The following is a 21,730-nucleotide window of genomic DNA, read 5'->3' as shown; positions in this document are numbered from 1 at the left end:
GTACTTCATTCATTGAGATTTCAATAAAAAAAAGAGAACACCCCTGCCCGCATGACTATGCTTGCAAGGGTGTTCGACATTTTATTGTATTCCATTACATTCCAGCAAAGATGTGACAAGAGCCGCAACGGCGCCTCGGAAGATGTCACGTTGTGTTACAGATAGATGATCTTATGGGTACTGTCGAAAGTGAATGGCAGTTTCAATAAATCCTGAATGAGGCTCGGCCCGTATTCGTTCATATAACCATATGGCGTGTAAACCCGTTCCTGCAAGCCTCCATTCGGAAGCAACTCTGACTCCAACAGATCAAATGAACGGAGAACGGCATCATTTTTCAAAAGAACGGCTTCTTCTTTCTTATCTTGTAAATAGCCGAGCTGCTTTAGGTGAAACCCCAGATTTTTGTCGGCCAATTTTTCGATCATCGGATATTCTTGCTCCAGATGGGCTGCGATTTTGCCATATTGTTCCGTGAGCAGTCTCTCCGTTTCCACAATAAACGACTCGAATCGTTCATCTGTCAAGCTTTCGATAAATGACTCCCGCTTCTTCCCGACTGCGCCGTCCATTACATCCATCACAGAGAACGACCTCTTCTCAAGTTCTTGGTTGACCTGTGGCGTGACGAGCGTCATCGACATCCGGGGAACGATGATCGGCATTTTCATACCGAGGTGATGAAACGCGTCTTGAAGCACAGCCCAGTAAGCGATTTCTCCTGGTCCGCCAACGAATGCCAAGACTGGGAACACCATTTCCTGCATGAGCGGACGGGAGGCTACATTATTGCTCAGCAGCCACGGTTCCGTCTCCGCGATGCGCAGCAACTCCCTTTTTGCGAACCGGATGCCGCTAGCCCGGTTTACAAATTCACCATTCTCCCTGGAAAGGAGGATCCGCCCCGTCTCATGCACATAAAAAAGGTGGGCCGCATCTTCCTGCGCCATGATCGGTGTCCCGAAGCCCTCTTGTTCAAAAGCTTGCTCCTTATCGTGGATCAAACGAGCAAGCTCCGGGGAAGTTTCGATCAATCGCAAGAAGTATTCCGACTCCAATTGGCGCAGCGCAGGATAAGCCGAATCAATGAATAAGAGCCCTTCCTCCCGGAACAGTCCATTCATCAAACGGACGAAGAAGCCGGTGAAATTATTTTCTTTTCCCACTGCATCCAACACCTCATGCAACAATGGCTTTGTGTAGGACGTTTCGCCGAATTTCCCAAAAACCTCCCGAATAAAAGACTCCATCTTCGACTTATCATAGGGCGCATCAGATGCCATCAACTTCAATATATAATTTTCCGGGTACTGGCTTTTTGCAATCCGTCCACCTGACTCGGTATAGACGTGATTGATTTCATTCAGATCATGGTCTTCGCCTGCCACCCAGAATACCGGGATGACTGGAGTTCCAAGCTCCTTCCTCTGTTTCTTCGCAAGAAGGATGACCGTGATCGCCTTATGCACGGAATACAAGGGTCCTGTCATGATGCCGGCCTGTTGTCCCCCGATGACGACCACCGCATTGTCCCCCAACTCCGCGAGATGACGGCGGGCAACTTCCGAGATGCCAAACGGCTCCATGAAGGATTGGATGACCTCCGCCAGCTCCGTCCGGCGATAGGTCCTTCCCGATAGCTCCTCCAACCGCTCCGGGTAAGCCTCTTGCCTATTTACGTAATCAAAAAATGTATGTACAAATCCGTTATCATGTTGATATGACTGCATCACTTTATTATTTATCGGCAATGCCATCTCTTGCAATTCCATCGTTCAAGCCCCTTTGTAACTAACAGTATGAACCGAGTATAGCATTTCAATTGAACTATTTGAAAAACAAATGCTTGTGGAATCCCGTTAGGCGACATATTCGACAATCTTCTTGATGACACCGACGGCGATCAAAATGATATACGCGGCGGATAGCACGAGGAAATAGAGACGCCATGCGCGTTGCAATACACGAAGGATTTTGAATTCTTTCACCCGAAGCCGTTCGATGATGATGAGTACGATGGCAATCACGAGGGCAATCCCAGATATGAACCACCCTGGTCCATCTCCGAATATCGAATGGGCCACGACATAGACAGCAAGAAATAGGAACGGGGTCGTGACATCCGCTGCCCGCCCCATCATCTTGGCAGGCGCCTTTCCCATCTTCCGCATGATCACCATATAAGAGAGCGTGATGATAAGCGGAAAAAGGATAATCGCACCAAGAAGTCCTGAGATCACTTCATTCATTGATCCACTCCTCCCTCATCGACCGCCTTCAGCATCTGCTCCAGCGTCTTCAATAAATTCAATGTTACGTTTCGGCTCTCCGCCTTCCGGATGACTGCGGTCACTATCGTTTCAATTTCCATCGGACGTCCGGCCTGTCGATCCGCCCACATGGAGGAATGATTGGAAGCCGTCTTTTGGCAGACGCCGACAACTGCTTCATAGGGAAGGATGGTACGGAATTCAGGAAAGGCTTCCATCATTTCCGCATACAATTGCTGGAACAGGGAGGACGCATAACGGTTATCGATCAGCTCCCCGTTCTTCAGTCGCAGCAAGGCGGTCAGCGGATTGATCATGCAGTTGATGAGCACTTTGCGCATGAGAATCTGCTCCGCGTTCTCATGGTATGCAATAGGGAATTGATCGGATGCTGCATTATCCAGCAAATGAAAAGCATCCTGATTTCCCCTGCCGACCGCAATCGTCATGGAACCGACGCCGTTATGGGACACGGTCCGATCATCCAGACGCCCCGCACCATGCTCGACCGTCGCAAACGCAAATCGTTCCAAACCCGATTCATAGGCGAGTTCCATATGGGCAATACCATTCTGAATAAAAAGGACAGGACCGGTCACCTCCGCCTCCTTCATCCTGGACAGAATGCCGCGCAGCCCGGCAAACTTCGTGCAGACAATCCACAGGGCGTCTTTCGGCAACTGATGGATGTCGTCTGTTGCATATGCGGGGAAAACAGACGCGGTTCCATCCAGATTGACCCGCCGAACCCCTTCCCGATTCAAAGCGTCCGCCTGTTCCTTTCTTCTCGTATGGAACGTAACGCCCGTACCGGCTTCTTGCAAATAGGATCCGATCAGCATGCCGATCGATCCTGCACCAGCGATGACCACTTTCATTCGGCCACCCCCCTTTCATGATGATAATCTACCGGAAGGCTTTTACTTGAATCCGCAAAAAACTTTGCGGATTCAAGTAAAAGCCCGCCGGAATTCAGGCGGGCCTTGTTTCCACTATTTGATTATACAGGATATACCGGGTGTTTTCTCGGTGGTTGTGGAATATCTTTCGTGCTATAAAGACGGAAGCGATCCGCCAAAACTTCACGCAAGCTGGAAGGAGCCACGATTTCGTCGATGATCATCTCGGAAGCCAACTTATAAATATCGATTTCCTCTTTATACTCCTTGTGCTTTTCTTGAACGAACGCCAACCGCTCTTTCGGATCTTCAATCGCTTCGATTTTATTGGAATACACCGCGTTGACCGCCGCCTCCGGACCCATGACCGCAATTTGGGCAGTCGGCAGAGCGATACAGACATCCGGCTCGAACGCAGGGCCGGCCATTGCGTAAAGACCTGCTCCATACGCTTTGCGCACAACGACGGAAATTTTCGGAACAGTTGCCGAACTCATCGCCATGATCAATTTTGCGCCGTGACGGATGATTCCTGCGCGTTCCACTTTTGTACCGATCATGAAGCCCGGCACGTCCGCCAAGAATAGAAGCGGAATTGAAAACGCATCACAAAGGTTGATGAATTTCGCCATCTTATCCGCAGAATCCACGAACAGGACGCCGCCTTTCACTTTCGGCTGGTTCGCAATGATCCCGACAGGCTGCCCTTCAATCCGGGCAATTCCGGTGATCACTTCTGCCGCAAACAGTTTCTTGATTTCAAAGAAGCTTCCTTCGTCAATCAACGCATCGATCGCTTCATACATATCGAATGGCGCATTCTGGTTTTCCGGAATGATCGCTTCCAAAGGACGACCCACCTTCGCAGCGACCGTTTCTTTCAAAGCCGGCTTCTCTGTGAAGTTGGCCGGGAAATACTCAAGATAACGGCGAGCTTCCGCGATCGCTTCCTCCTCGTTCGCCGCCAGCACATCGCCGACTCCGCTGACGGAACAGTGCATGCGCGCTCCACCCATCTCTTCAAGCGTCACCTTTTCGCCGATCACTTTCTCTGCCATCCGCGGAGAACCCAGATACATCGAGGCGTTTCCATCCACCATGATGACGATGTCGCAAAATGCCGGGATATACGCTCCGCCCGCCGCAGACGGTCCGAAAAGGATGCAGATTTGTGGGATGAAACCGGATAACCTCACTTGATTATGGAAAATCCGGCCGGCCCCCCGGCGGTTCGGGAACATATCCAACTGATCCGTGATGCGCGCTCCTGCCGAATCGACGAGGTAGAGCATCGGAACACGGTTTTTTTCAGCGGTTTCCTGGATACGGATGATTTTTTCAACAGTACGGGCTCCCCACGATCCCGCTTTCACCGTCGAATCATTTGCCATGACGCAAACGGTCTGCCCGTTCACTTTCCCCATTGCCGTGACGACGCCATCCGCCGGCAGATCTCCCGCTTCACAATTGGCGAAGCGGCCATCTTCCGTATATTCTCCGTCATCGAATAATAAACGCAGACGATCGCGGACGAATATTTTATTTTGCTTCTTCAGACTTTCATGATACTTGGGATGCCCTCCGGCAAAGATCTGCTTCAGCTGGTCCTCTAATTTTTCATTGTATGCCGGTTGCTCTGTCACTTTCGTCATATCGATAAACCCCTTTCATTCGAACGTTTTCCCGTGATGCCCCTTACATCGATAACGCTGATACATTATTACCTTGAATCAGATTGGTCAATATGGATTCCTTACGCCTCAATTGTCAAAAGGACGTCTTCTTCATTGACGAAATCGCCGACTTGGACATTGATGGATGCCACTTTGCCAGCCGTTTCCGCTTCCACCGGTATCTCCATTTTCATAGACTCCAAGACGAGGACGACTTGTCCTGCTGTCACTTCTTCCCCTTCTGATACGTTCACTGTAAAGACGGTCCCAGCCATCGATGATTTCAATTCTGCCATTATTGTACACTCTCCTTCTGTTTTTCCAACCAACCCGGCAACACGGCCGTTGTATAATCACCCGCTTGGAATTCATCGGATTGAAGAAACGCAGTGAATAACGGAATATTCGTTTTCAGCCCTTCAATTTCGACATCATTCAAAAATGCTTGTGATTTCGCAATTGCCTCTTCACGAGTTGAGGCGTGAACGATCACTTTCGCGATGAGCGGATCATAGAAAGGTGTCACTTTCCCGCCCTCCACATATCCGGAATCAATTCGGATATCATCTTGGCCCTTCCAGTCCAATTTGTTGATCGGTCCTGGAGATGGCATGAATTTAACCGGGTCTTCCGCGTAGATACGGTATTCAATCGCATGGCCCGTCGATGTGATTTCTTGTTGATTTTTCACAGGAAGCTCGTTCCCCTTTGCGACTTCCAACTGCCATTCAACTAGGTCGTATCCCGTCACTTCTTCCGTAACCGGGTGTTCGACTTGCAACCTTGTATTCATTTCAAGGAAATAGAAATCATTGTTTTCATCGACGATGAACTCGACTGTTCCAGCGTTTTTATAGGATACCGCCTTGGCAGCATCGACTGCCGCCTGGTGTAGACGGTCCCTTGCATCCTCCGGTAAATGCGGAGAAGGTGATTCCTCGATCACTTTCTGATTACGCCTTTGAACCGAACAGTTCCGTTCGAAAAGATGGACAATATTACCTTGCTCGTCCCCGAAGATCTGCACTTCGATATGCCGGGCATCCGCGATGAATTTTTCAAGAAACACGACATCATCCCCGAAATACGCCTTCGCACGTGTTTTTACCGATTGAAAATGTTGAGTGAGCGCTTGCTCATCTTCGCAGCGCACCATGCCGATTCCCCCACCGCCGGCACTCGCCTTCAACATGATCGGATAACCGATTTCTGCGGCAGCTTGAACGGCTTCTTCCACCGTCGCTACACCTTCGTCGGTTCCTGGGACAACGGGCACCCCTGCCTGTTGCATCGTAACGCGAGAGCCGATCTTATCTCCCATTTTGTCGATCGTGTCTGCGTCCGGTCCGATGAATGTAATCCCCGCTTGCTCCGCCTTGCGGGCAAACTCGGAGTTCTCCGATAAGAGGCCATACCCAGGATGAATCGCTTTGGCGCCTGTCCGGATAGCGATCTCAATAATGTCGTCCGCTTTCAGGTACGATTGCTGCACTTGTGCGGGTCCTAGCAGATAAGCTTCATCCGCCTCTTGGACAAACGGCATTTCACTATCCGCCTCCGAATAGACCGCCACTGTGCCGATTCCTAGACGTTTACATGTCCGGATGATTCTGAGTGCAATTTCCCCACGATTTGCAATCAATATTTTATCCATAGTAAATCCCCCATTTCGTTTACTAGTGAACTTTCCCTTCCCCCTTTAGTTTATACGATGACTGAAACCGTTTTCAACCTCTGTATAAAAATATTTCGGAAGAGTCAAACATCAAACTATGAAAAACCTTGATTTTACAAGGTTTTCAGGTTTTTATAAGCTACAATATTTTAACGGAACCTGTCTGAATTTGATTCAAAAAAATGGGATAGATCTGGAATGACGAGTCCAGTTGTAAATCATTTTCCGTTTTTCGCCAGGAATTGCTGAACTGCTTCATGATGGGCATCGCTCGCCCATAAAACGGAGCACTGGCGGGATTCTTCCAACATCCGGTCGCGCATGAAATCCGCTGTCCATTTGCGGATCGCCACTGTCTTATACGCCCGGTGGACAGAAGGATGGATTTTCGACATTTTGGAAAGAAATTGAGCCAATCCTTCCTCAGCACTGCCATCATATAATTCAGTCGCCCATTCCGCCTCCAGCATCTGCTCAGCCGTGCGGATATTCGCTTCGGATAAGAGCCGGAACACACGATCATGCTTTCCATCCTTTTCGAAAAGCAGCGTCGCTCCGCCCCATCCGGTCGTGATGGCAAGCGTCCCTTGAATGAACCCCGCTTTTGCTTGGGAAGAAACAATCCGGTAATCACAAGCAGTCGCCACTTCACAACCGCCGCCCACTGCCGAACCATTTACCAAGGCGATGACCGGCATCGGGAGAGTCGCCACCCGGTACAGCAATCCAGCCATGCGGCTCAACATGGGATAAGCTTCCTCGGCGGTCTGCATGCCATGGAACTCCGACAAATCGCCGCCTGAACAAAACGCCCGATCACCCGCGCCTGTGATGACCGCGTACCCCACATCCGGATCGTCCGAAACCCGGTCCAGGAATTCTTCCAAGCCGTCCATCACCTCGTAATTGACCGCATTCATCCGCTCCGGCCGGTCGATCGTGAATGTCGCAATCCCTTCGTTGATCTCGATTTTATATGACATCCCATCCACCCTTTCTTTCTGTATACCTTTTCAGAATACCATAGGTTACCAAGATTAGGGAACGGTTTGTGGATGGGAAACGTTTCAAGGTTGGGTGAAAGTGTTTCGAGGTCGGGTGACAATGTTGCGAGGTTTTGGGGAATTGTTGTGGGGTTAAAGCGGAATGTTATGAAGTTTGATAAGAACGTTTGGAGGTGGACGAAATGTTGAGAGGTTCGGGTATAGCGTTGCGAGGTTCGAGAGAAATGTTAGGAGGTTTCTGGGAAACGTTGTGAGGCGGAAAAGCGTTATGAAGTTGGGCAAAATTGTTTCGAGGTTGGTCGATTATGTTGAGTGGTTTCTGGGAAATGTTGCGAGGTCTGAGCGGAATGTTACGAAGTTTGGTAAAAACGTTTGGAGGTGGACGAAATGTTGAGAGGTTCGGGTGTAGCGTTGCGAGGTTTGAGAGAAATGTTAGGAGGTTTCTGGGAAACGTTGAGAGGTTTGATCGGGGCGTGACGAAGTTTGGCAAATACTTTTAAAAGAGGCCAACACACCACAATAGTCCGGCATATCCGGCCAAATTAAAAACCACCGGGAGCCATGGTCTCTCGGTGGTCTTCTCATAAGGCGCAGGCCTTATCTATAGACAAATCTTGATTATTCGCCTACAACGTCTTTCCCTTTGTAATGACCGCATGATTTACATACGCGGTGAGCCAACTTCATGTCGCCACAGTTTTCACAAGTCGTCATGCCAGGTACTTGTAGTTTGTAATGAGTACGGCGTTGGCGTTTTACTGTTTTGGAAGTTCTTCTTTTTGGTACTGCCATTGGGGGCACCTCCTTATGATTGCCTATTCATCCTTGGATTCAAAAAACTTGGCCAGCTCGGCAAGTCTTGGATCCACTTTGGTTTCCTTTTCTTCCTGGAGCCGGGCTTGCAATTCGTCGTCCGTCGTATAGGACCAGCCTTTTCCTTCGGTTTGCTTCATTTCGTCAGCATTCTCGCTTAACACTTGAAGCGGGACTTCCAATAGGAGCAATTCCTCAAATAGAGGCGTCGGGTCGATAACATCTCCCACAACCGGATGAATTTCATCGTCCGTTGCCAAGGTGGCTTCATCCCAACTGAATTGTTCGTCGGTCTCAATGGAAAACGGGTACTCGACATCTTCCCAAGTCCGTGAACAAGGCAAGGTCATCGTCCCTTCCAAATGAAATCGGCATGTCAGTTTTTTTGAACCGATGGAGCAGCTGCCAGTCACATGGACAGGCGAAATATCCCGGATTTCCGGATTCCGTTTTTTGACGGACGCAAGGTCAACCTCTTCGTCAAGTGGCATCGGACCTTGTCTGTATTTCTGTAATTGATGGATGGACCATTTCATGTCTATCACCTCAAGACAACAAAATTGATTATATAATGTGGCTGTAGGGATGTCAAGATATTTTCTTGTCACCAGTGACGAGTGATACGTTATAATTACCTTATATTGTAGCAAAGGAGGGACCGCTTTGAAAGCAACAGGAGTCGTCGTGGAATATAACCCATTCCACAATGGTCATCTTCACCATGTTACGGAGGCGCGGAACCGGACGGATGCCGACATTATCATAGCCGTCATGAGCGGAAACTTCCTGCAGCGGGGGGAGCCCGCCTTCGTCGACAAATGGACGCGGGCCAGGATGGCGTTGGAAAATCATGTCGATATCGTATTCGAATTGCCCTATGCCTTCGCCACAGCCCACGCGCCCGAGTTCGCGCGCGGGGCCATCACACTGTTGGACGCCGCCCATTGCGACGCCTACTGTTTCGGAAGCGAAGACGGGGATATCCAAGGATTCGAAAAGGCGCTGGACCTCATCGAGCAGGCGGGCCAGGATTATGAACAAACGGTGAAGACCACCGTAAAACAGGGGGTCAGTTATCCACAAGCGTTGAATGAAGCGTATCGCCAGGCCGCCTGCCTGTCCGATTCCGGCCAGGCCATGGATCTGACCAAACCGAATAATATTTTAGGGTATCAGTATATGAAGGCCGCCCGTGCACTCGGGTCTTCCATGAAGGCGGTCACCATCCCGCGCATTGTGGCGGGCTATCATGACATGGCGGTCGTTGGCAACTCGATTGCAAGTGCTACCGGAATCCGCAAGTCCTTCTTTGAAATGGAAGCACTGGATGCGGTTTCGGATTTCATCCCTGAACCGACCCGGACCGGCCTGCTGGACTGGCAGGCGAACCAGCAGTCTTTCGGCGCTTGGGCCTCGTTCTATCCATTGCTTCGGGTCATCATCCTCCGGGAGGGCCCCAAGCGGCTATCCCGTATTGCGGACATAACGGAAGGCATCGAAAACCTCTTGTACCGCGCTGCCGTAGAACACGGCGAATTCGAACCATTCATGAACGAAGTGAAATCCAAACGGTACACGTGGACCCGGATCCAACGCATGCTGACGCATATTTTCACAGGTTACACATATGAGTTGCGCAATGAAATCGAGGACCCTTCCTATTTGCGTCTGCTTGGCATGACAGAAGCGGGACAGCGGTATTTGAATCGATTCAAGAAAAAGATGAAGCTGCCCATCGTCAGCAAGGCAGCCTCCTTTACCGATCCGTCCCTCGCAATGGACTGCAAGGCGTCCGACATGTACTCATTGGGGATCTGGGGCGGGGCAGCCTGCTCCCGCATAGGGACCGATTACATGCAGCACCCTATCATCATTCCATAGATTTATTTCTCTTCTAATGTCTGCAAATAAGCGAGGGCATCATCTACTGTCTTCACCGGCACGATTTTCATTTTCGTGCCGATTTTTTCCGCCATTTTCACCGCTTCCTCATAATTTGTCATAACTCCTGGATTCGATTCCCGTACTTCATCAGGTAAGTCATCATCCGGGGCAAAGAAAATTTCCACGCCTTTCCGGTCAGCCGCAACGACTTTGAAGTCGGCCCCGCCAATTCGTCCGACCGTCCCGTCTTCCAGCATTTCACCGGTTCCCGCGATGTTGTATCCCTTCGTCAAATCCTCGTCCAGCAATTGGTTCATAATTTCAAGCGTGAACATCAATCCTGCCGAAGGGCCGCCGATATCGGCTGTATGGAAATCCACTTTCGGATCTGTCGTCAGTGTCCGGTCCTCTTGGAACTGGATGCCCAGCCCGATCCGCCCATCGTTCCCCGGAATCTCTTTCATCGATAGGACGATAAGCTTCTCTTCCTTTTCCCGTTCTATTGTCAGATGGACGTCATCCCCTTCCCCCTTGCCGGCAATCAAAGAAGCGAATTGCCCGGTTTCCTTCAAAGGAACCCCGTCCACCGCATGGATTTTATCTCCAACTTCCAATTTCCCGTCCGCGGCTCCACCCGGCAAGACCATTATGACGAAAACCCCGTCAAAATCAACTTTCAGTGGAAACCCTGTTTTTTGATAGGCAACATGGATTGCGTTGAATTGCGAATCGGACATCAGCTTTTTCTGCCGCGTCGTATATTCTTTGTCATTCTCCCCATGCCGCCGCACTTTGTAGGAAGGCAAGAGCTTTTGATAGTCGGAGAACTTCGCGTAGAGATAGGTGGCCGGCGTCGCTTTCGACACGGAAATGGTCATCAGGCTGAATGTGCCGATATCGTCTTCATCCCCTCCCTGAACTTTGACAAATGGGGAAAGTTCGTAAGCGCCGCCAGGCTTCGATATGTACGTATCCATCGGATAGAAGAGCACTGCGGCCAGAATGGCAAGGATAGCCAGGAGCAAACCAAGCCGTTTCATTCTCATCAATGGTCACCTCCGTTAATAGCCTGTTCGTTCAGAACATATATATAAGCCAAGATCAGTAAAAATGTTTTTAGGCAGCCGGATTATTTTTCCTTTAGCTGGCACTACTCCAGTCTAGCATTGATAAAACGGCCGGACAAAGAGTTTTATTTCTATACTCAGCTTTCTACCTACTCTCAGAAAGGAGCAAGTGCATGAACCGTCACATTCAGGCACCCCGATCGTAGTCAGATGGCAACCATTGCGATCATCTGGGGACTGATCATCCTTTTCATCTTGCAACCTGGCATTTCCCACGAAGGAGCGGAATTCGGAGCTCAATTGTTCATCCATGCGCTCCTGCCCTATTTACTGCCCTATATCATTTTGACCCAATGGCTGCTAAAAATACCGGTTCGGGCAAGTCGGACTTCCAAATGGCAGAAATTCCTGAAGGCTTACATCCTCGGCTCGTTCGGCGGTTTCCCGGTCGGGGCTGTGACCGTATCCGAAATGAAGAAAAACGGGGAACTGACGAGGAGGCAAAGCGGCCTGCTCTTAGCCGCCTGCCATGCGCCCGGTCCAATGTTTGTCATCGGCTTTGTCGGGACAGAACTGTTTGGCAGTGTCGGGGCAGGATGGAAATTGCTGGCCGCCACTCATTTATCGAATATCCTTTTTTTCATGCTCACTTTATTTCTCATGCGAAAAGATGAGCCTCAAGAACCACTGATTGATGAGCCAAAACTACGGGAATCCGGTTTACCTTTACTGGAAGCCATCAAAGAGAGCTCTTCGATCATCATACTCGTTGCCACGACGGTCATTTTCTTCTCTTCCCTTGGAACCGTTCTGTCATCGGTCGCCACCGCCACATTCACCGTCGATCTCGGCATTACCAAGACGATCGCGCTGTCCATTTTTGAAATGACATCGGGCGTCCAATCCGCTACTGACCATTTCTACGGATATGCCTTCTTCCCATTTCTCATCGCCGCTATCTTATCATTGAATGGGATGAGCATTCATATGCAAGTATTCGTCATCGCAAGCGCAGCCCGCCTCCCGTTGATGCCCTATGTGTTAGGAAGGATCTGGAGCTTCCTTCTCGTCCCGGTCCTTTTTTATCTTATTTACTGAGGAAGAGAAAATGGTTATGATGAGCAGTCTCATCATAACCATTTAGCATTACGTATTGAATTTTTGTCTTAGTGCTTCTTCCACCCTCGGAGGGACGAGCCCTGAAATTTTCCCACCGTATTTAGCAGCTTCTTTCACCATGCTGGAGCTCAGAAAGGAATATTGATTATTCGTCATGATGAAAAATGTTTCAATGCTCTCATCCAGATAGCGGTTCATCGATGTGATCTGCATTTCATATTCAAAGTCCGAAACCGCACGCAATCCCCGGACAATTGCGGCTGCCCCGACACTTTCCGCATAGTCGATCAACAACCCCATCGATGAGTCGACTGTCACATTCGGAATGGATGCAGTCACTTCCTCTATCAAGGAAACCCGCTCTTCCACCGTAAATAACGGATTTTTCGATGAATTGATCATGACTACCACTTTGACCTGACTGAATACTTTGGCTGCCCGTTTGATAATATCCAGGTGTCCATTCGTCAGCGGATCGAAACTCCCCGGCACAACTCCAATTTTTGACACATTTACCCCTCATTCCCGAATATCGTTATGGCTGTATTTCCATAGACGACATTTTTAATTTGCTTAAATGAACCATAGGACATCGGCAGTTCCATTTTTTTCTCATGCTCGCAAATAATGAGAGCCCTCTCTGCCAACAGACCTGCCTCGACTAGCCCGTTTGCCAGTCCATAGAGCTTTTCCTCGGCGTAGGGCGGGTCGATAAAAAGCAGATCGACTTCCCCCCCATCCGATTCCAGAATCTTGACCGCGTTTCGGGCATCCGCCCGATGAATATGTACTTGTTCGGAGAAACGGCATTTTTCCACATTTGCCTGGATGATTGCACAAGCTTTCGGACTCTTTTCGAAAACGATTGCTTTTTCGGCACCTCTGGACAACGCCTCCAGTGATAAAGAGCCGCTGCCGCCAAACAGCTCCACTACGGTCCCGCCGTCAAAATAGGGGCCAATGATGTTGAAAAGGGACTCTTTCACCTTATCTGACGTCGGGCGTGTTCCCGTCCCCGGCAACGACTTCAACGGAATCCCTCTCCTAGATCCTGCTACGATCCTCATTTCGGTTGAACCTCCTCCAACAGATTTGCAATCGGCACAATATCAATCTGCTCCTCTTTCTTCTCGATGCTCAGCAAAAATAGACGCCTGAATGCCTCTTCTTGGAAATAGATCTCCCCTTCCAACAGTTCAAAAGGAATGGAATTGACCGTGAATTTCTGTTCATTATAAACATAAAAAGGATCCTTTCTTGGAAATCTGAAATTCCTCTGATCACTTTTTATATAAATGGAACGTTCGTTGCTGGCAATCGTATAGCCGATCTTGCGCAGAATCGTCTTCGATGGATAAAGGACCTTCCCATCTTTCAGCAGGACGCGTAGTTCCGGGAGCGCCTCTCCATTTAACGTGATCGTCCGTAGGTCTTCCACGAGGAATGGATGATCGGCGGAACCGTCTTTGAGGCTTTTTTCAAAATAGGAAGTGCCAAAACCCGTCACTTCTCCTATCAGATCATCAAGAGCTGCCCCATTCATCTTTTCCCCTGTTTTCTTATGTAGTTTGGTCTGCAGGGCGGCCATTTCTTCCTCTGTGACCGATTCCAGCAGTGTTTGGTACATGGCCTGGGCTTCGGTTGAACCTGTCGGCTTCCCGCTCAAAATGGAAGCTAGCAATTCAGCAAGGGGCGGCCCTGTTGCCGGCAGTTGGAATCGCGCATCGATGCTGCTTGCCATGAAGAGGTCCGTGGCTCGTCCAATATTTTGATTCGGTGTGATGATGAAACGCCCCGAACGGACGACTTGTCCCTCCTGCCCCAGAATAACGGTGGAATGAGGCACCTGTACTTCCTCCAGCGCCGTATCCGCGCTTTCAAAATCGGTCTCCGCTCCACTTTTTCCATAAACGGACAAGCGATTCCCCTTAAATAGTAAAGGTGAATCCTCTCTTTGCCAATAAAGATCTGATACGCTCCCTGCTCCTCGGTAATAGGAATAATCGATATGTTCCATCTCCTTATGCCCGACCCGTTTCAAACCGTTGACCCATAAGCCGCCAATCCCCGTCTCATCCGTCAAATGGAAGCGGGTCGATGACACGATCGCCCCCCGAAGCTCCGCAAAGGTGTTTCGGAATAATGCGGTTCCCTTCATGGTCTGTTCCTTTGGGATCACATAGGAAATGGACTGGACAGGCACCTCCCCCTCCGATAGTCCGGTCAGATTTTCATCCAATCGATCACAGGAAGTTGGATCTTCTAAATGGCAGGAGCGGCTCACACTTTTCTCGGGCCAGACGATTTCGTATCGATCTGGGGATAGATTGCTAAAATGGTGGCGGATGTGAAGGCCATCCGGACGGTTCACCAGCTCAATCTCCTGCTTGACTTCCCGGATGCCCACAGCTTCCACGTCCGTCCCTTCTTTCTGACTGTAGTGCATATAGATAAGCAGCGCATCCACAATCAACAAAACTACAACCGTCCTCACAATAAATTTCAAGTTCTACACCCCGTCGCATGGTATAATGAATACAGTACTCCGTATTCAGAAAGGTAGTGTTCCTTATGATTTTGCATCAGCGATTTATCGAACTCGGCGAAGGGTATGGCGATGTCTATGAACTCTGTGAATTGATCCGTACCAACAGCCAACGTTTACATAACACCTATCTGCTGGTTTCCAACACAGCAACCGGCAAGGCGTTCTCACTGGCCGCTTCGTTCCGGCCGGCCAGCGGCTGCAATTTCATGCCGATCTACATTTGCCGCGAAGGCGTTGCGGACCAGAATTCAAAACGGATCGCCCTGTTCCAAGAAGCGGCGCAGCAAGCTGGAAGCCAACCCGTCACCATTGAATTAAAGAACTCTTCAGAATTTGCCGAGCAGGAACTGTATTATCAATATGTTATCGGCATCTTGCGTCTGAACCATCTTCTGCCTCCGCTGCAGTGAGCTTATAAACCGGCTTTATAATCATATTCTTTCGCTTTGTCAGGCTTGGCATTCGTATATTCCGTCTTAATGAACGGCCGATAGGAAGGCAACACTTTCTTCACGGACGGCAACCGCTCGATCTTGCTGATGACACTATCGATATCCTCCTGATTGCAATAGAGGACCACATATTTCATCTTGCGAGAGATATAATGGACATGACCGTACTTACGGAATGATTTTGCCTGTCTTAAATGATGGAGATATACAATTACTCCTTGTCGATCAACCATAGATTTCCCCTCTTTTCCTAACACATACAATACCATAGGTCCGAAAAGGCCTGCAACCGAACATCATCCAACTTTCGCTCTCAGAAAATCGGAACGGAGCACGGCGAGAAACAGACATTCATCAACCTGGCATAAGTTTTGTGGAGATGGGAGGTTCGTCATCTTCCAATGCACCGTAAGATCGAGACCTTTCCTTCCTACCGACCTCCAGGATTCCAACTGCTTGGTTGCCAAATATGGCTGACAGTATCAATCTTTTATCCTATAATGAAATAAGGATATGTAAATTGAGGAGGTTCCTGAATGGGGAAGAAAACAAAGGTTGCACTTTCAGTTGGGGCTGCCGGCATTGCAGCTTGGGCCGCTTCCAAAGTCGTGGCAAAACCGGTTCCACGGGAAGGAAAGAAAGCGCTCGATTTTGAAAACCCGATCATTCTGGCACACCGGGGCGGTCTTGCGGACACACCAGAACACACTATGGCAGCATTCACAGCATCCGCCGAATTGGGTGTCCATGGATTTGCGATCGATGCCCGGCTGACGAAGGATGAAGAAATCATCCTCTTCCATGATGAAACCGTCGATCGGACAACGGATTTGTCCGGCAATGTGTCTGATTTTACGCTTCAAGAGTTAAAAGCGGCGGATGCCGGTTATGGATTTTCCGATGACAACGGAATTTTTAAATACCGTGACCAAGGGGAGCAAGTCGTCACCTTGCGGGAGATGTTGGAACTGTTCCCCCATATGTTTGTGATGATCAATCTGGTGGATGCACCCGATACATATGAAGGAAGCCTGATGCCATCGAAGCTATGGGGTCTGTTGGACGAAATCGGCGTAGAAGACCGTATTGCAGTAACTAGTCCTTATGACGAGCAGACCGACCGATTCAACTTATATGCACAGCATAAGATTGCCATCGGTGCCGGAGTGAACGAAGTGAAAAAGGCATATGCTGCCTATGCAAGCAGATTCGGCCATCTCTACAACCCACGGGCCGACCTTTTCAGAGTTCCCGATAAAAAGGCCCTTTTCCACTACGGATCCGATAGCTTCGTCCAGTTCCTTTCCAGATTGAACATCCCGATTTATTTCGAGGCGATCACAGATCGGGGAACTTTCACAAGATTATTGAATGCCGGTGCGGCCGGTTTTATTGTCGACAATCCGGAGCTGGCACTGGAAATCGTGCAAGAGCACGGGGGCGAATGAAAGGGAAAGGGCTGTCCGTAGAATCGGACAGCCCTTTCCTTTTCATTCGCCGAAACCCTTGCCAACTCCGAGCATTTCAGTCCAAAAAGAGGGCCGCCGTTAACAGGCAGCCCTCTTCCTTCCTCAAGCCGAACAGGAACAACTTCCACCCGTTCCGCAACCCGTTCCACAGGAGGAATCTGTGAAAAAGGCGTTGCCGGTCGGTACTTTCACTGCCTCGGAAACGGCATGGGCCATGTTCAGCCCGATTTCATCCAACATTTGCTGGATATCATTTTCCGCCAGTCGCAAGGCGGCGACTTGTTCATTCAAATCCAACTCCCGCTTTTGCTGGCGGATCGATTTCATCACTATATTGTAATCCGGGTGGTACCTCCCGAACCGCTGCACTTCTTCATATCGTTCCTTCATCTCGTTGAACTGCCTGATTGACTGGACCAGATCCGCGTCCGAATAGACCCGTTCATGGGCTCGACGGTACCTGGCCACCACTTCCGAATGCAACAGCATGTCAGCAAGTTCATCTATCTGTTCGATGATGGCGAGCCATTCGTCGGTCATCATCATACAATCATCGCCTCCCATCCCGTCCATCATACCAGATTTCAAAGCGCATGTGCACCTATTGCCGACCGGAATTTAGGGACGTTTTCCTTTGTCACCTCGATTCCCTTTCCACTTTCCCTTCATATATTTTTTCCGTGAGGGCCCGTTCCGCCTCGGCGACGTCCGAAAAAGGAAGGACACCGGTTGCGGTCTGCTGGTATTTTTCATGGCCCTTTCCGGCAATCAACACGATGTCTCCAGGAGCAGCCCGGAAGACCGCTTGACGTATGGCGTCTTTCCGATCCAGCACCGCCTCGACCGTCGAACAGTCCCCCCCGAATCCTTCCTTGATATCCCGCACAATGAGTACGGGGTCTTCATTGCGCGGATTATCGGTTGTGATGAAAACAAGGGACGAATAACGGACTGCCAGTTCGCCCATCTCCGCCCGTTTCCCCTTATCCCGCTCCCCCCCACAGCCGAAAACGGTAATGAGCTTTCCGTAGCAACTGGTCGACAATGTCTGAAGGACGGCTTCGAGCGCGTCCGGTGTATGGGCATAGTCGATGAATACCTGGACTCCATCCTGTTCCAAACGCTGCAATCTTCCTTCCGGCAAAGCCAACGCACCGATTTGCTCGGCGACATCGTCGACCGTGTAGCCAAGAGCGATGAGTGTACTTGCGGCTGCAATGGCGTTCATTTTATTATAATGGCCAGGGATTGCAAGTTTTCGAAGGATTGGCTCCGTGGAATAGCCGAGCATGGCAGCAGCGCCGAAATGAAGAGCAGGCGGTTCCGATGCGTCCGCCATTAGACGGCATTGGACATCGTCTTGATTGACGATGGCGGCCTGGGCTAGACGCAGTAACAGTCCTTTGGCGGCAATATAAGATTCCTTGCCTCCATGTTCCTCATAATGATCTTGACCGATATTCAATAGGAGGCCGACGTCGATATCACAATGCGCCAATCGTGAGGTGGCCAAACCGATGGAGGAAGCTTCCAATATGACATGGGTCACCCCCCGGCTTTCGCAATCCGCCAATAAAGGATGCAAATATTCGGCGGGCAGCGTCGTCATTTCCGGGCAGTCATACTCTATTCGTTCTCCCCCGATGAAAACACCAATCGTCCCGATCACGGCACATCGGATGCCCATCCCTTGCAGTAATTGCCCGATAAAATGGGTGACGGTCGTCTTGCCGTTCGTCCCGGTCACGGCCACGACCGTCAACCTATCAGACGGATTGCCTGCTAACCGGGCACTTGCATAGGAAAGAAACTTTCGGCAATCCGGGACTGTGATAATCGGCACATTCAACGGTAGTTCCGACAAGGAAGGACGATCGACGACAATGGCGGATGCACCTTTTTGTATTGCCTCTTCTATATAATTGGCTCCATCTTGCCGCTTTCCTCTTCTTGCGACAAATAGAAACCCCTTCCCGACATTGGCGGCTCTTTCCGTAATGCCTGTAACCTGAATCCTAGGGCGTCCTCCTGTGACCGTACAAGGCCAATCTTTCAGAAGCTCCGTTACATGCAACACCCCTCTCCCCTTCCCGAACATTTTCAAAAAAAACGAATATATTGAGAGCGAACATACTTTATCGTATGAACAAGAAGGTATGAATGTCACGAAGAAAGTTGGGGGTCTATATGATCGTCCAGAAATTTGGCGGAATCGCCATGAGAGATGAACAGATGAGAGCTGCATGCATCGAGCATATAAGGGAAGGGTTGAATAAGTACCATCAAGTATTGGTCGTAGTCTCCGCTATCGGACGGATGAACGACCCCTACTCGACAGATAGCCTATTGCAACTGACGCCTGCTTTTTCATCGGATAAGAAGGCCCGTGATCTGGCAGCGTCCTGTGGGGAGCTGATCGCTGCCGCCGTCCTCTCAGCTGAATTGAAGGATGCCGGCATTTCCAATTTTGTGTTGCATGGGAGGCAGGCTGGGGTGACGACTAGCGGGGATTTCGGCGATGCTGCCATTGAATCGATTGACACATCCACGATTCTTGATGGATTCCAAGAGAGCCGCTGCTTGATCATCCCGGGGTTTCAAGGAGTCAATGACAAAGGCGAAGTGATGACACTCGGCAGGGGGGGCAGCGATTTGACCGCCATTGCACTCGGAGCCGCATTACAGGCACATCATGTGACGTTTTACAAAGATGTACCCGGAGTCATGACAGATGACCCCAAAAAAGTTGCCACAGCATACAAGCTGGATAAAATCTCTTTATCTGATTTCTTGTCCCTGCTCGACTGTGAAAAACCGATCATTCAGAAGCGGGCTGCCTTGCACGCCTTGGACACAAAAATACCCCTTTACATAAGGGGCATTGCCAATCCGGAAGAGGGAACCTGGGTATTGCCGTAATTCATTCCTCTTCCGGCTCTGGTTCCTCCGCCACTCTGCGGATCATATCTTGGGTATAGTACTTTCCATAGGCACCTGTGCCGATATGGGTGAAATCCTTATCGAGCAGTACATTCCGATGGGCTGGGGAATTGAGCCAACCGTGGACGGCTTCAATCGCATCTACATAATTGAAGGCGATGTTCTCTCCCGCTTTCTTATGGACGATGTCAGCCGCCTTAAGCCGATTGGCCAAATTGCCGGTTCCGGGAGATTCATGGGAGAAGTAATTTTCAATGGCCATGTCCTTGCTATGTTCACTCGCCACAACATCGAGCTGCTCATCCCACACGAGTTCGGGGAGATCATGTTTGATCCGATAATGGTTCGTCAATTCGAAAATCTGCAATTCCATTGCGAAATTCACTTCCATCTGGACCGTGGAGGACGGCCGTTCCGCTGTAACCATATTGCCCATATATGCCATGTCATAAGGCTGCTGGATGACTAACATGATGGGGTCAATGAAACGGACCGCCTCCAAGGCACCATCCATTTCATCTATATAGAGCTGTGCATAAACCCCTTCATATGGAACAAGCACACGGTTTTTCATATCTTCACTATTGAGGGTAAATGTATAAATACTATTGTCGACTTGAACATTCACTTCGGATTCCATAATGGTGAACCTGCGAATCTCTTCGACATCCTGACTGATGGTAAACGGGGTGACATCGGCATTCACATCGGCGCTATAAATTTGCGTGACTACGCCATCCTGGACTCCAGCCATCAACCGGTCCGCCCCCCTGTACACCCACCAATGGAAGCCGTAGCCGGATGGCTCCTTCCGATCCGGTTCTCCATAAGCCTCCACCAACGCATCCGCCTTTTTCCCGACATATGTGGAAATCCCTTTCGCCGGGCGGGCTAACGCATCCATCCTCGACTCTTCACCTGATGGAGGGACCGGAATCGGGTTTCCATGGTTGACTGGGGATTCCAATAATTCGTTTTCCAATACCCGGTCATCCATATAATATAGAAAGGCAAGGACTAGGATCAAAAGTACAGCAATTCTCCAAATCACTTTCATAAACGGCGTCCCGCTCCCCTTTTGTAAGATTTTAACGATTCACAGAATCAAATGATTTTCTCAAAATATACTCCGCAGTTGCCTGTAGGATATGACAAAATACAGGATGAAGTAAACCATCAGTATACCTTATTCTCAATTGGACAGTAAATAGTTCAAATTCCAAAATGGCTTTTTTGAGCGAATAATGGCTCTCTTTATTATACTTCGGCATTGCCCGATATAGATTAAATAGTAAATTATTTTTCTCCGTCCAATATTTGCTGACACAATGTTGTCATTGCAACTAGAATCATTTTGTTCTATTATTAATAGGTATAGGGTAACGGCTGGATTATATATAAGGAGGACGAAACAATGTATATCGAAAATACAGATATTGAAAATATTCGTGCAGACGTCAATGTACTGGACGAAATCATGCTCAAACATGATTTGATCCGTGCTGGACAATGGGACTATGAGCGTGTCACATACGATAAAAAATATGTTGTAAAAGAAGGCACATATTATTTACGCGTGTTCGGAGTGGCAACTGAAGGGGATGTAGACATGCGCGATGCGATCATCCAACTGAAAAAACCGGTTATCGGAAAATACTACTACCCATTTGGCGTTGAATATGGGGAAGAGGAACATTTCCCAGCCAGCTTGCTAAAGGATTGTGCAGCTACGTTAAAAGCGGTGAATGCAGATTTGAAACCGTATAATTTGAAAGTGGCAACAGAAGTACAAGAAGCAAAGAAAGACAAGAAGCCTGCATTAACAAAGTAATCCACGTCACCGGAGAGCATCCTGTTCTCCGGTTTTTTATTATATTCCATGTCTTTTAGAATTTCTTGTCTCTTCCTATTCAATTC

At 49.3% G+C, this 21,730-nt stretch carries 23 protein-coding genes; 6 read left to right on the top strand and 17 right to left on the bottom strand.

Features of this window, described 5'->3' with window-relative positions; genetic code table 11:
• Positions 1-155: 155 nt before the first annotated feature.
• The 9 genes from bshC to OXB_RS09880 all read right to left on the bottom strand — a co-directional run bounded on the left by bshC (position 156) and on the right by OXB_RS09880 (position 8,870).
• Complete coding sequence (gene bshC / locus OXB_RS09915) at positions 156-1,772, bottom strand: bacillithiol biosynthesis cysteine-adding enzyme BshC (RefSeq protein ID WP_041073866.1); 1,617 nt, start codon at positions 1,770-1,772, stop codon at positions 156-158.
• 87 nt (positions 1,773-1,859) lie between these two features.
• On the bottom strand, positions 1,860-2,249 hold the full coding sequence (locus tag OXB_RS09910; RefSeq protein ID WP_041073864.1) for a DUF3397 domain-containing protein: 390 nt from the start codon (positions 2,247-2,249) through the stop codon (positions 1,860-1,862).
• Positions 2,246-3,148, bottom strand: a complete 903-nt coding sequence (locus OXB_RS09905) for a ketopantoate reductase family protein (RefSeq protein WP_041073863.1) — start codon at positions 3,146-3,148, stop codon at positions 2,246-2,248. Before OXB_RS09905 ends, OXB_RS09910 begins: the two co-directional genes overlap by 4 nt.
• Before the next feature lie 122 nt (positions 3,149-3,270).
• Positions 3,271-4,821, bottom strand: a complete 1,551-nt coding sequence (locus tag OXB_RS09900) for an acyl-CoA carboxylase subunit beta (protein ID WP_041073861.1) — start codon at positions 4,819-4,821, stop codon at positions 3,271-3,273.
• A gap of 101 nt (positions 4,822-4,922) precedes the next feature.
• A complete protein-coding gene (locus OXB_RS09895; RefSeq protein WP_041073859.1) occupies positions 4,923-5,138 on the bottom strand; it encodes an acetyl-CoA carboxylase biotin carboxyl carrier protein subunit in 216 nt (71 codons plus the stop codon).
• Complete coding sequence (locus tag OXB_RS09890; protein ID WP_041073857.1) at positions 5,138-6,496, bottom strand: acetyl-CoA carboxylase biotin carboxylase subunit; 1,359 nt, start codon at positions 6,494-6,496, stop codon at positions 5,138-5,140. The genes OXB_RS09895 and OXB_RS09890 overlap by 1 nt, the downstream gene beginning before the upstream one ends.
• A 239-nt stretch (positions 6,497-6,735) precedes the next feature.
• On the bottom strand, positions 6,736-7,500 hold the full coding sequence (locus OXB_RS09885) for an enoyl-CoA hydratase/isomerase family protein (RefSeq protein ID WP_041073856.1): 765 nt from the start codon (positions 7,498-7,500) through the stop codon (positions 6,736-6,738).
• A 639-nt stretch (positions 7,501-8,139) separates the two neighbouring features.
• On the bottom strand, positions 8,140-8,313 hold the full coding sequence (gene rpmF / locus OXB_RS18445; RefSeq protein ID WP_084212437.1) for a 50S ribosomal protein L32: 174 nt from the start codon (positions 8,311-8,313) through the stop codon (positions 8,140-8,142).
• 23 nt (positions 8,314-8,336) lie between these two features.
• Positions 8,337-8,870, bottom strand: a complete 534-nt coding sequence (locus OXB_RS09880; RefSeq protein ID WP_041073854.1) for a YceD family protein — start codon at positions 8,868-8,870, stop codon at positions 8,337-8,339.
• A 127-nt stretch (positions 8,871-8,997) separates the two neighbouring features.
• On the opposite strand from OXB_RS09880, the gene OXB_RS09875 reads away from it, so the two are divergent.
• Positions 8,998-10,215 (top strand): nucleotidyltransferase, encoded by a 1,218-nt coding sequence (locus tag OXB_RS09875; RefSeq protein ID WP_041073851.1) that lies wholly within the window; start codon positions 8,998-9,000, stop codon positions 10,213-10,215.
• A gap of 2 nt (positions 10,216-10,217) precedes the next feature.
• Here the strand turns inward: OXB_RS09875 and OXB_RS09870 are convergent, their stop codons facing one another.
• Entirely contained in the window at positions 10,218-11,264 is a 1,047-nt protein-coding gene (locus OXB_RS09870) for a SepM family pheromone-processing serine protease (RefSeq protein WP_084212436.1), read from the bottom strand.
• Between the two features lie 231 nt (positions 11,265-11,495).
• Between OXB_RS09870 and OXB_RS09865 the strand changes: the two genes are divergently transcribed.
• Entirely contained in the window at positions 11,496-12,383 is an 888-nt protein-coding gene (locus OXB_RS09865) for a hypothetical protein (RefSeq protein WP_041073848.1), read from the top strand.
• 48 nt (positions 12,384-12,431) lie between these two features.
• Here OXB_RS09865 and coaD read toward each other — a convergent pair whose 3' ends face one another.
• The 3 genes from coaD to OXB_RS17975 are packed head-to-tail and all read right to left on the bottom strand — an operon-like array spanning position 12,432 to position 14,910.
• Positions 12,432-12,914, bottom strand: coding sequence for a pantetheine-phosphate adenylyltransferase (gene coaD, locus OXB_RS09860; protein ID WP_041073846.1), 483 nt, complete (start codon positions 12,912-12,914; stop codon positions 12,432-12,434).
• 2 nt (positions 12,915-12,916) lie between these two features.
• On the bottom strand, positions 12,917-13,471 hold the full coding sequence (gene rsmD, locus OXB_RS09855) for a 16S rRNA (guanine(966)-N(2))-methyltransferase RsmD (RefSeq protein WP_041073844.1): 555 nt from the start codon (positions 13,469-13,471) through the stop codon (positions 12,917-12,919).
• A complete protein-coding gene (locus OXB_RS17975) occupies positions 13,468-14,910 on the bottom strand; it encodes a hypothetical protein (protein WP_052483975.1) in 1,443 nt (480 codons plus the stop codon). The genes rsmD and OXB_RS17975 overlap by 4 nt, the downstream gene beginning before the upstream one ends.
• A gap of 65 nt (positions 14,911-14,975) precedes the next feature.
• Between OXB_RS17975 and OXB_RS09845 the strand changes: the two genes are divergently transcribed.
• Complete coding sequence (locus OXB_RS09845) at positions 14,976-15,362, top strand: DUF7147 family protein (RefSeq protein ID WP_331711203.1); 387 nt, start codon at positions 14,976-14,978, stop codon at positions 15,360-15,362.
• A 2-nt stretch (positions 15,363-15,364) separates the two neighbouring features.
• Here the strand turns inward: OXB_RS09845 and OXB_RS09840 are convergent, their stop codons facing one another.
• Positions 15,365-15,637: a YlbG family protein gene (locus OXB_RS09840; RefSeq protein WP_041073842.1), complete on the bottom strand. Its 273-nt coding sequence runs from the start codon at positions 15,635-15,637 to the stop codon at positions 15,365-15,367.
• A 303-nt stretch (positions 15,638-15,940) separates the two neighbouring features.
• On the opposite strand from OXB_RS09840, the gene OXB_RS09835 reads away from it, so the two are divergent.
• Entirely contained in the window at positions 15,941-16,852 is a 912-nt protein-coding gene (locus OXB_RS09835) for a glycerophosphodiester phosphodiesterase family protein (protein ID WP_041073840.1), read from the top strand.
• A gap of 123 nt (positions 16,853-16,975) precedes the next feature.
• On the opposite strand, the gene OXB_RS09830 is transcribed toward OXB_RS09835, so the two are convergent.
• Positions 16,976-17,419, bottom strand: a complete 444-nt coding sequence (locus OXB_RS09830) for a YlbF family regulator (protein ID WP_041073838.1) — start codon at positions 17,417-17,419, stop codon at positions 16,976-16,978.
• A gap of 91 nt (positions 17,420-17,510) precedes the next feature.
• Positions 17,511-18,947, bottom strand: coding sequence for a UDP-N-acetylmuramoyl-L-alanyl-D-glutamate--2,6-diaminopimelate ligase (locus OXB_RS09825; protein ID WP_041076607.1), 1,437 nt, complete (start codon positions 18,945-18,947; stop codon positions 17,511-17,513).
• An 86-nt stretch (positions 18,948-19,033) separates the two neighbouring features.
• Here OXB_RS09825 and OXB_RS09820 point away from each other — a divergent pair, with 86 nt between their 5' ends.
• Entirely contained in the window at positions 19,034-19,792 is a 759-nt protein-coding gene (locus tag OXB_RS09820; protein WP_231860308.1) for an amino acid kinase family protein, read from the top strand.
• Between the two features lies 1 nt (position 19,793).
• Here the strand turns inward: OXB_RS09820 and OXB_RS09815 are convergent, their stop codons facing one another.
• Positions 19,794-20,870 carry a CAP domain-containing protein gene (locus OXB_RS09815; protein WP_041073833.1) on the bottom strand — a complete coding sequence of 359 codons (1,077 nt, stop codon included), beginning with the start codon at positions 20,868-20,870 and terminating at the stop codon, positions 19,794-19,796.
• A gap of 357 nt (positions 20,871-21,227) precedes the next feature.
• Between OXB_RS09815 and OXB_RS09810 the strand changes: the two genes are divergently transcribed.
• Positions 21,228-21,644, top strand: a complete 417-nt coding sequence (locus OXB_RS09810; protein ID WP_052483973.1) for a YugN family protein — start codon at positions 21,228-21,230, stop codon at positions 21,642-21,644.
• Positions 21,645-21,730 lie beyond the last annotated feature (86 nt).

This window comes from Bacillus sp. OxB-1 (assembly GCF_000829195.1).
Lineage (GTDB): Bacteria > Bacillota > Bacilli > Bacillales_A > Planococcaceae > Sporosarcina.
The sequence above is the reverse complement of the archived record's forward strand: the minus strand, read 5'-3'. Positions and strand labels throughout refer to the sequence as shown.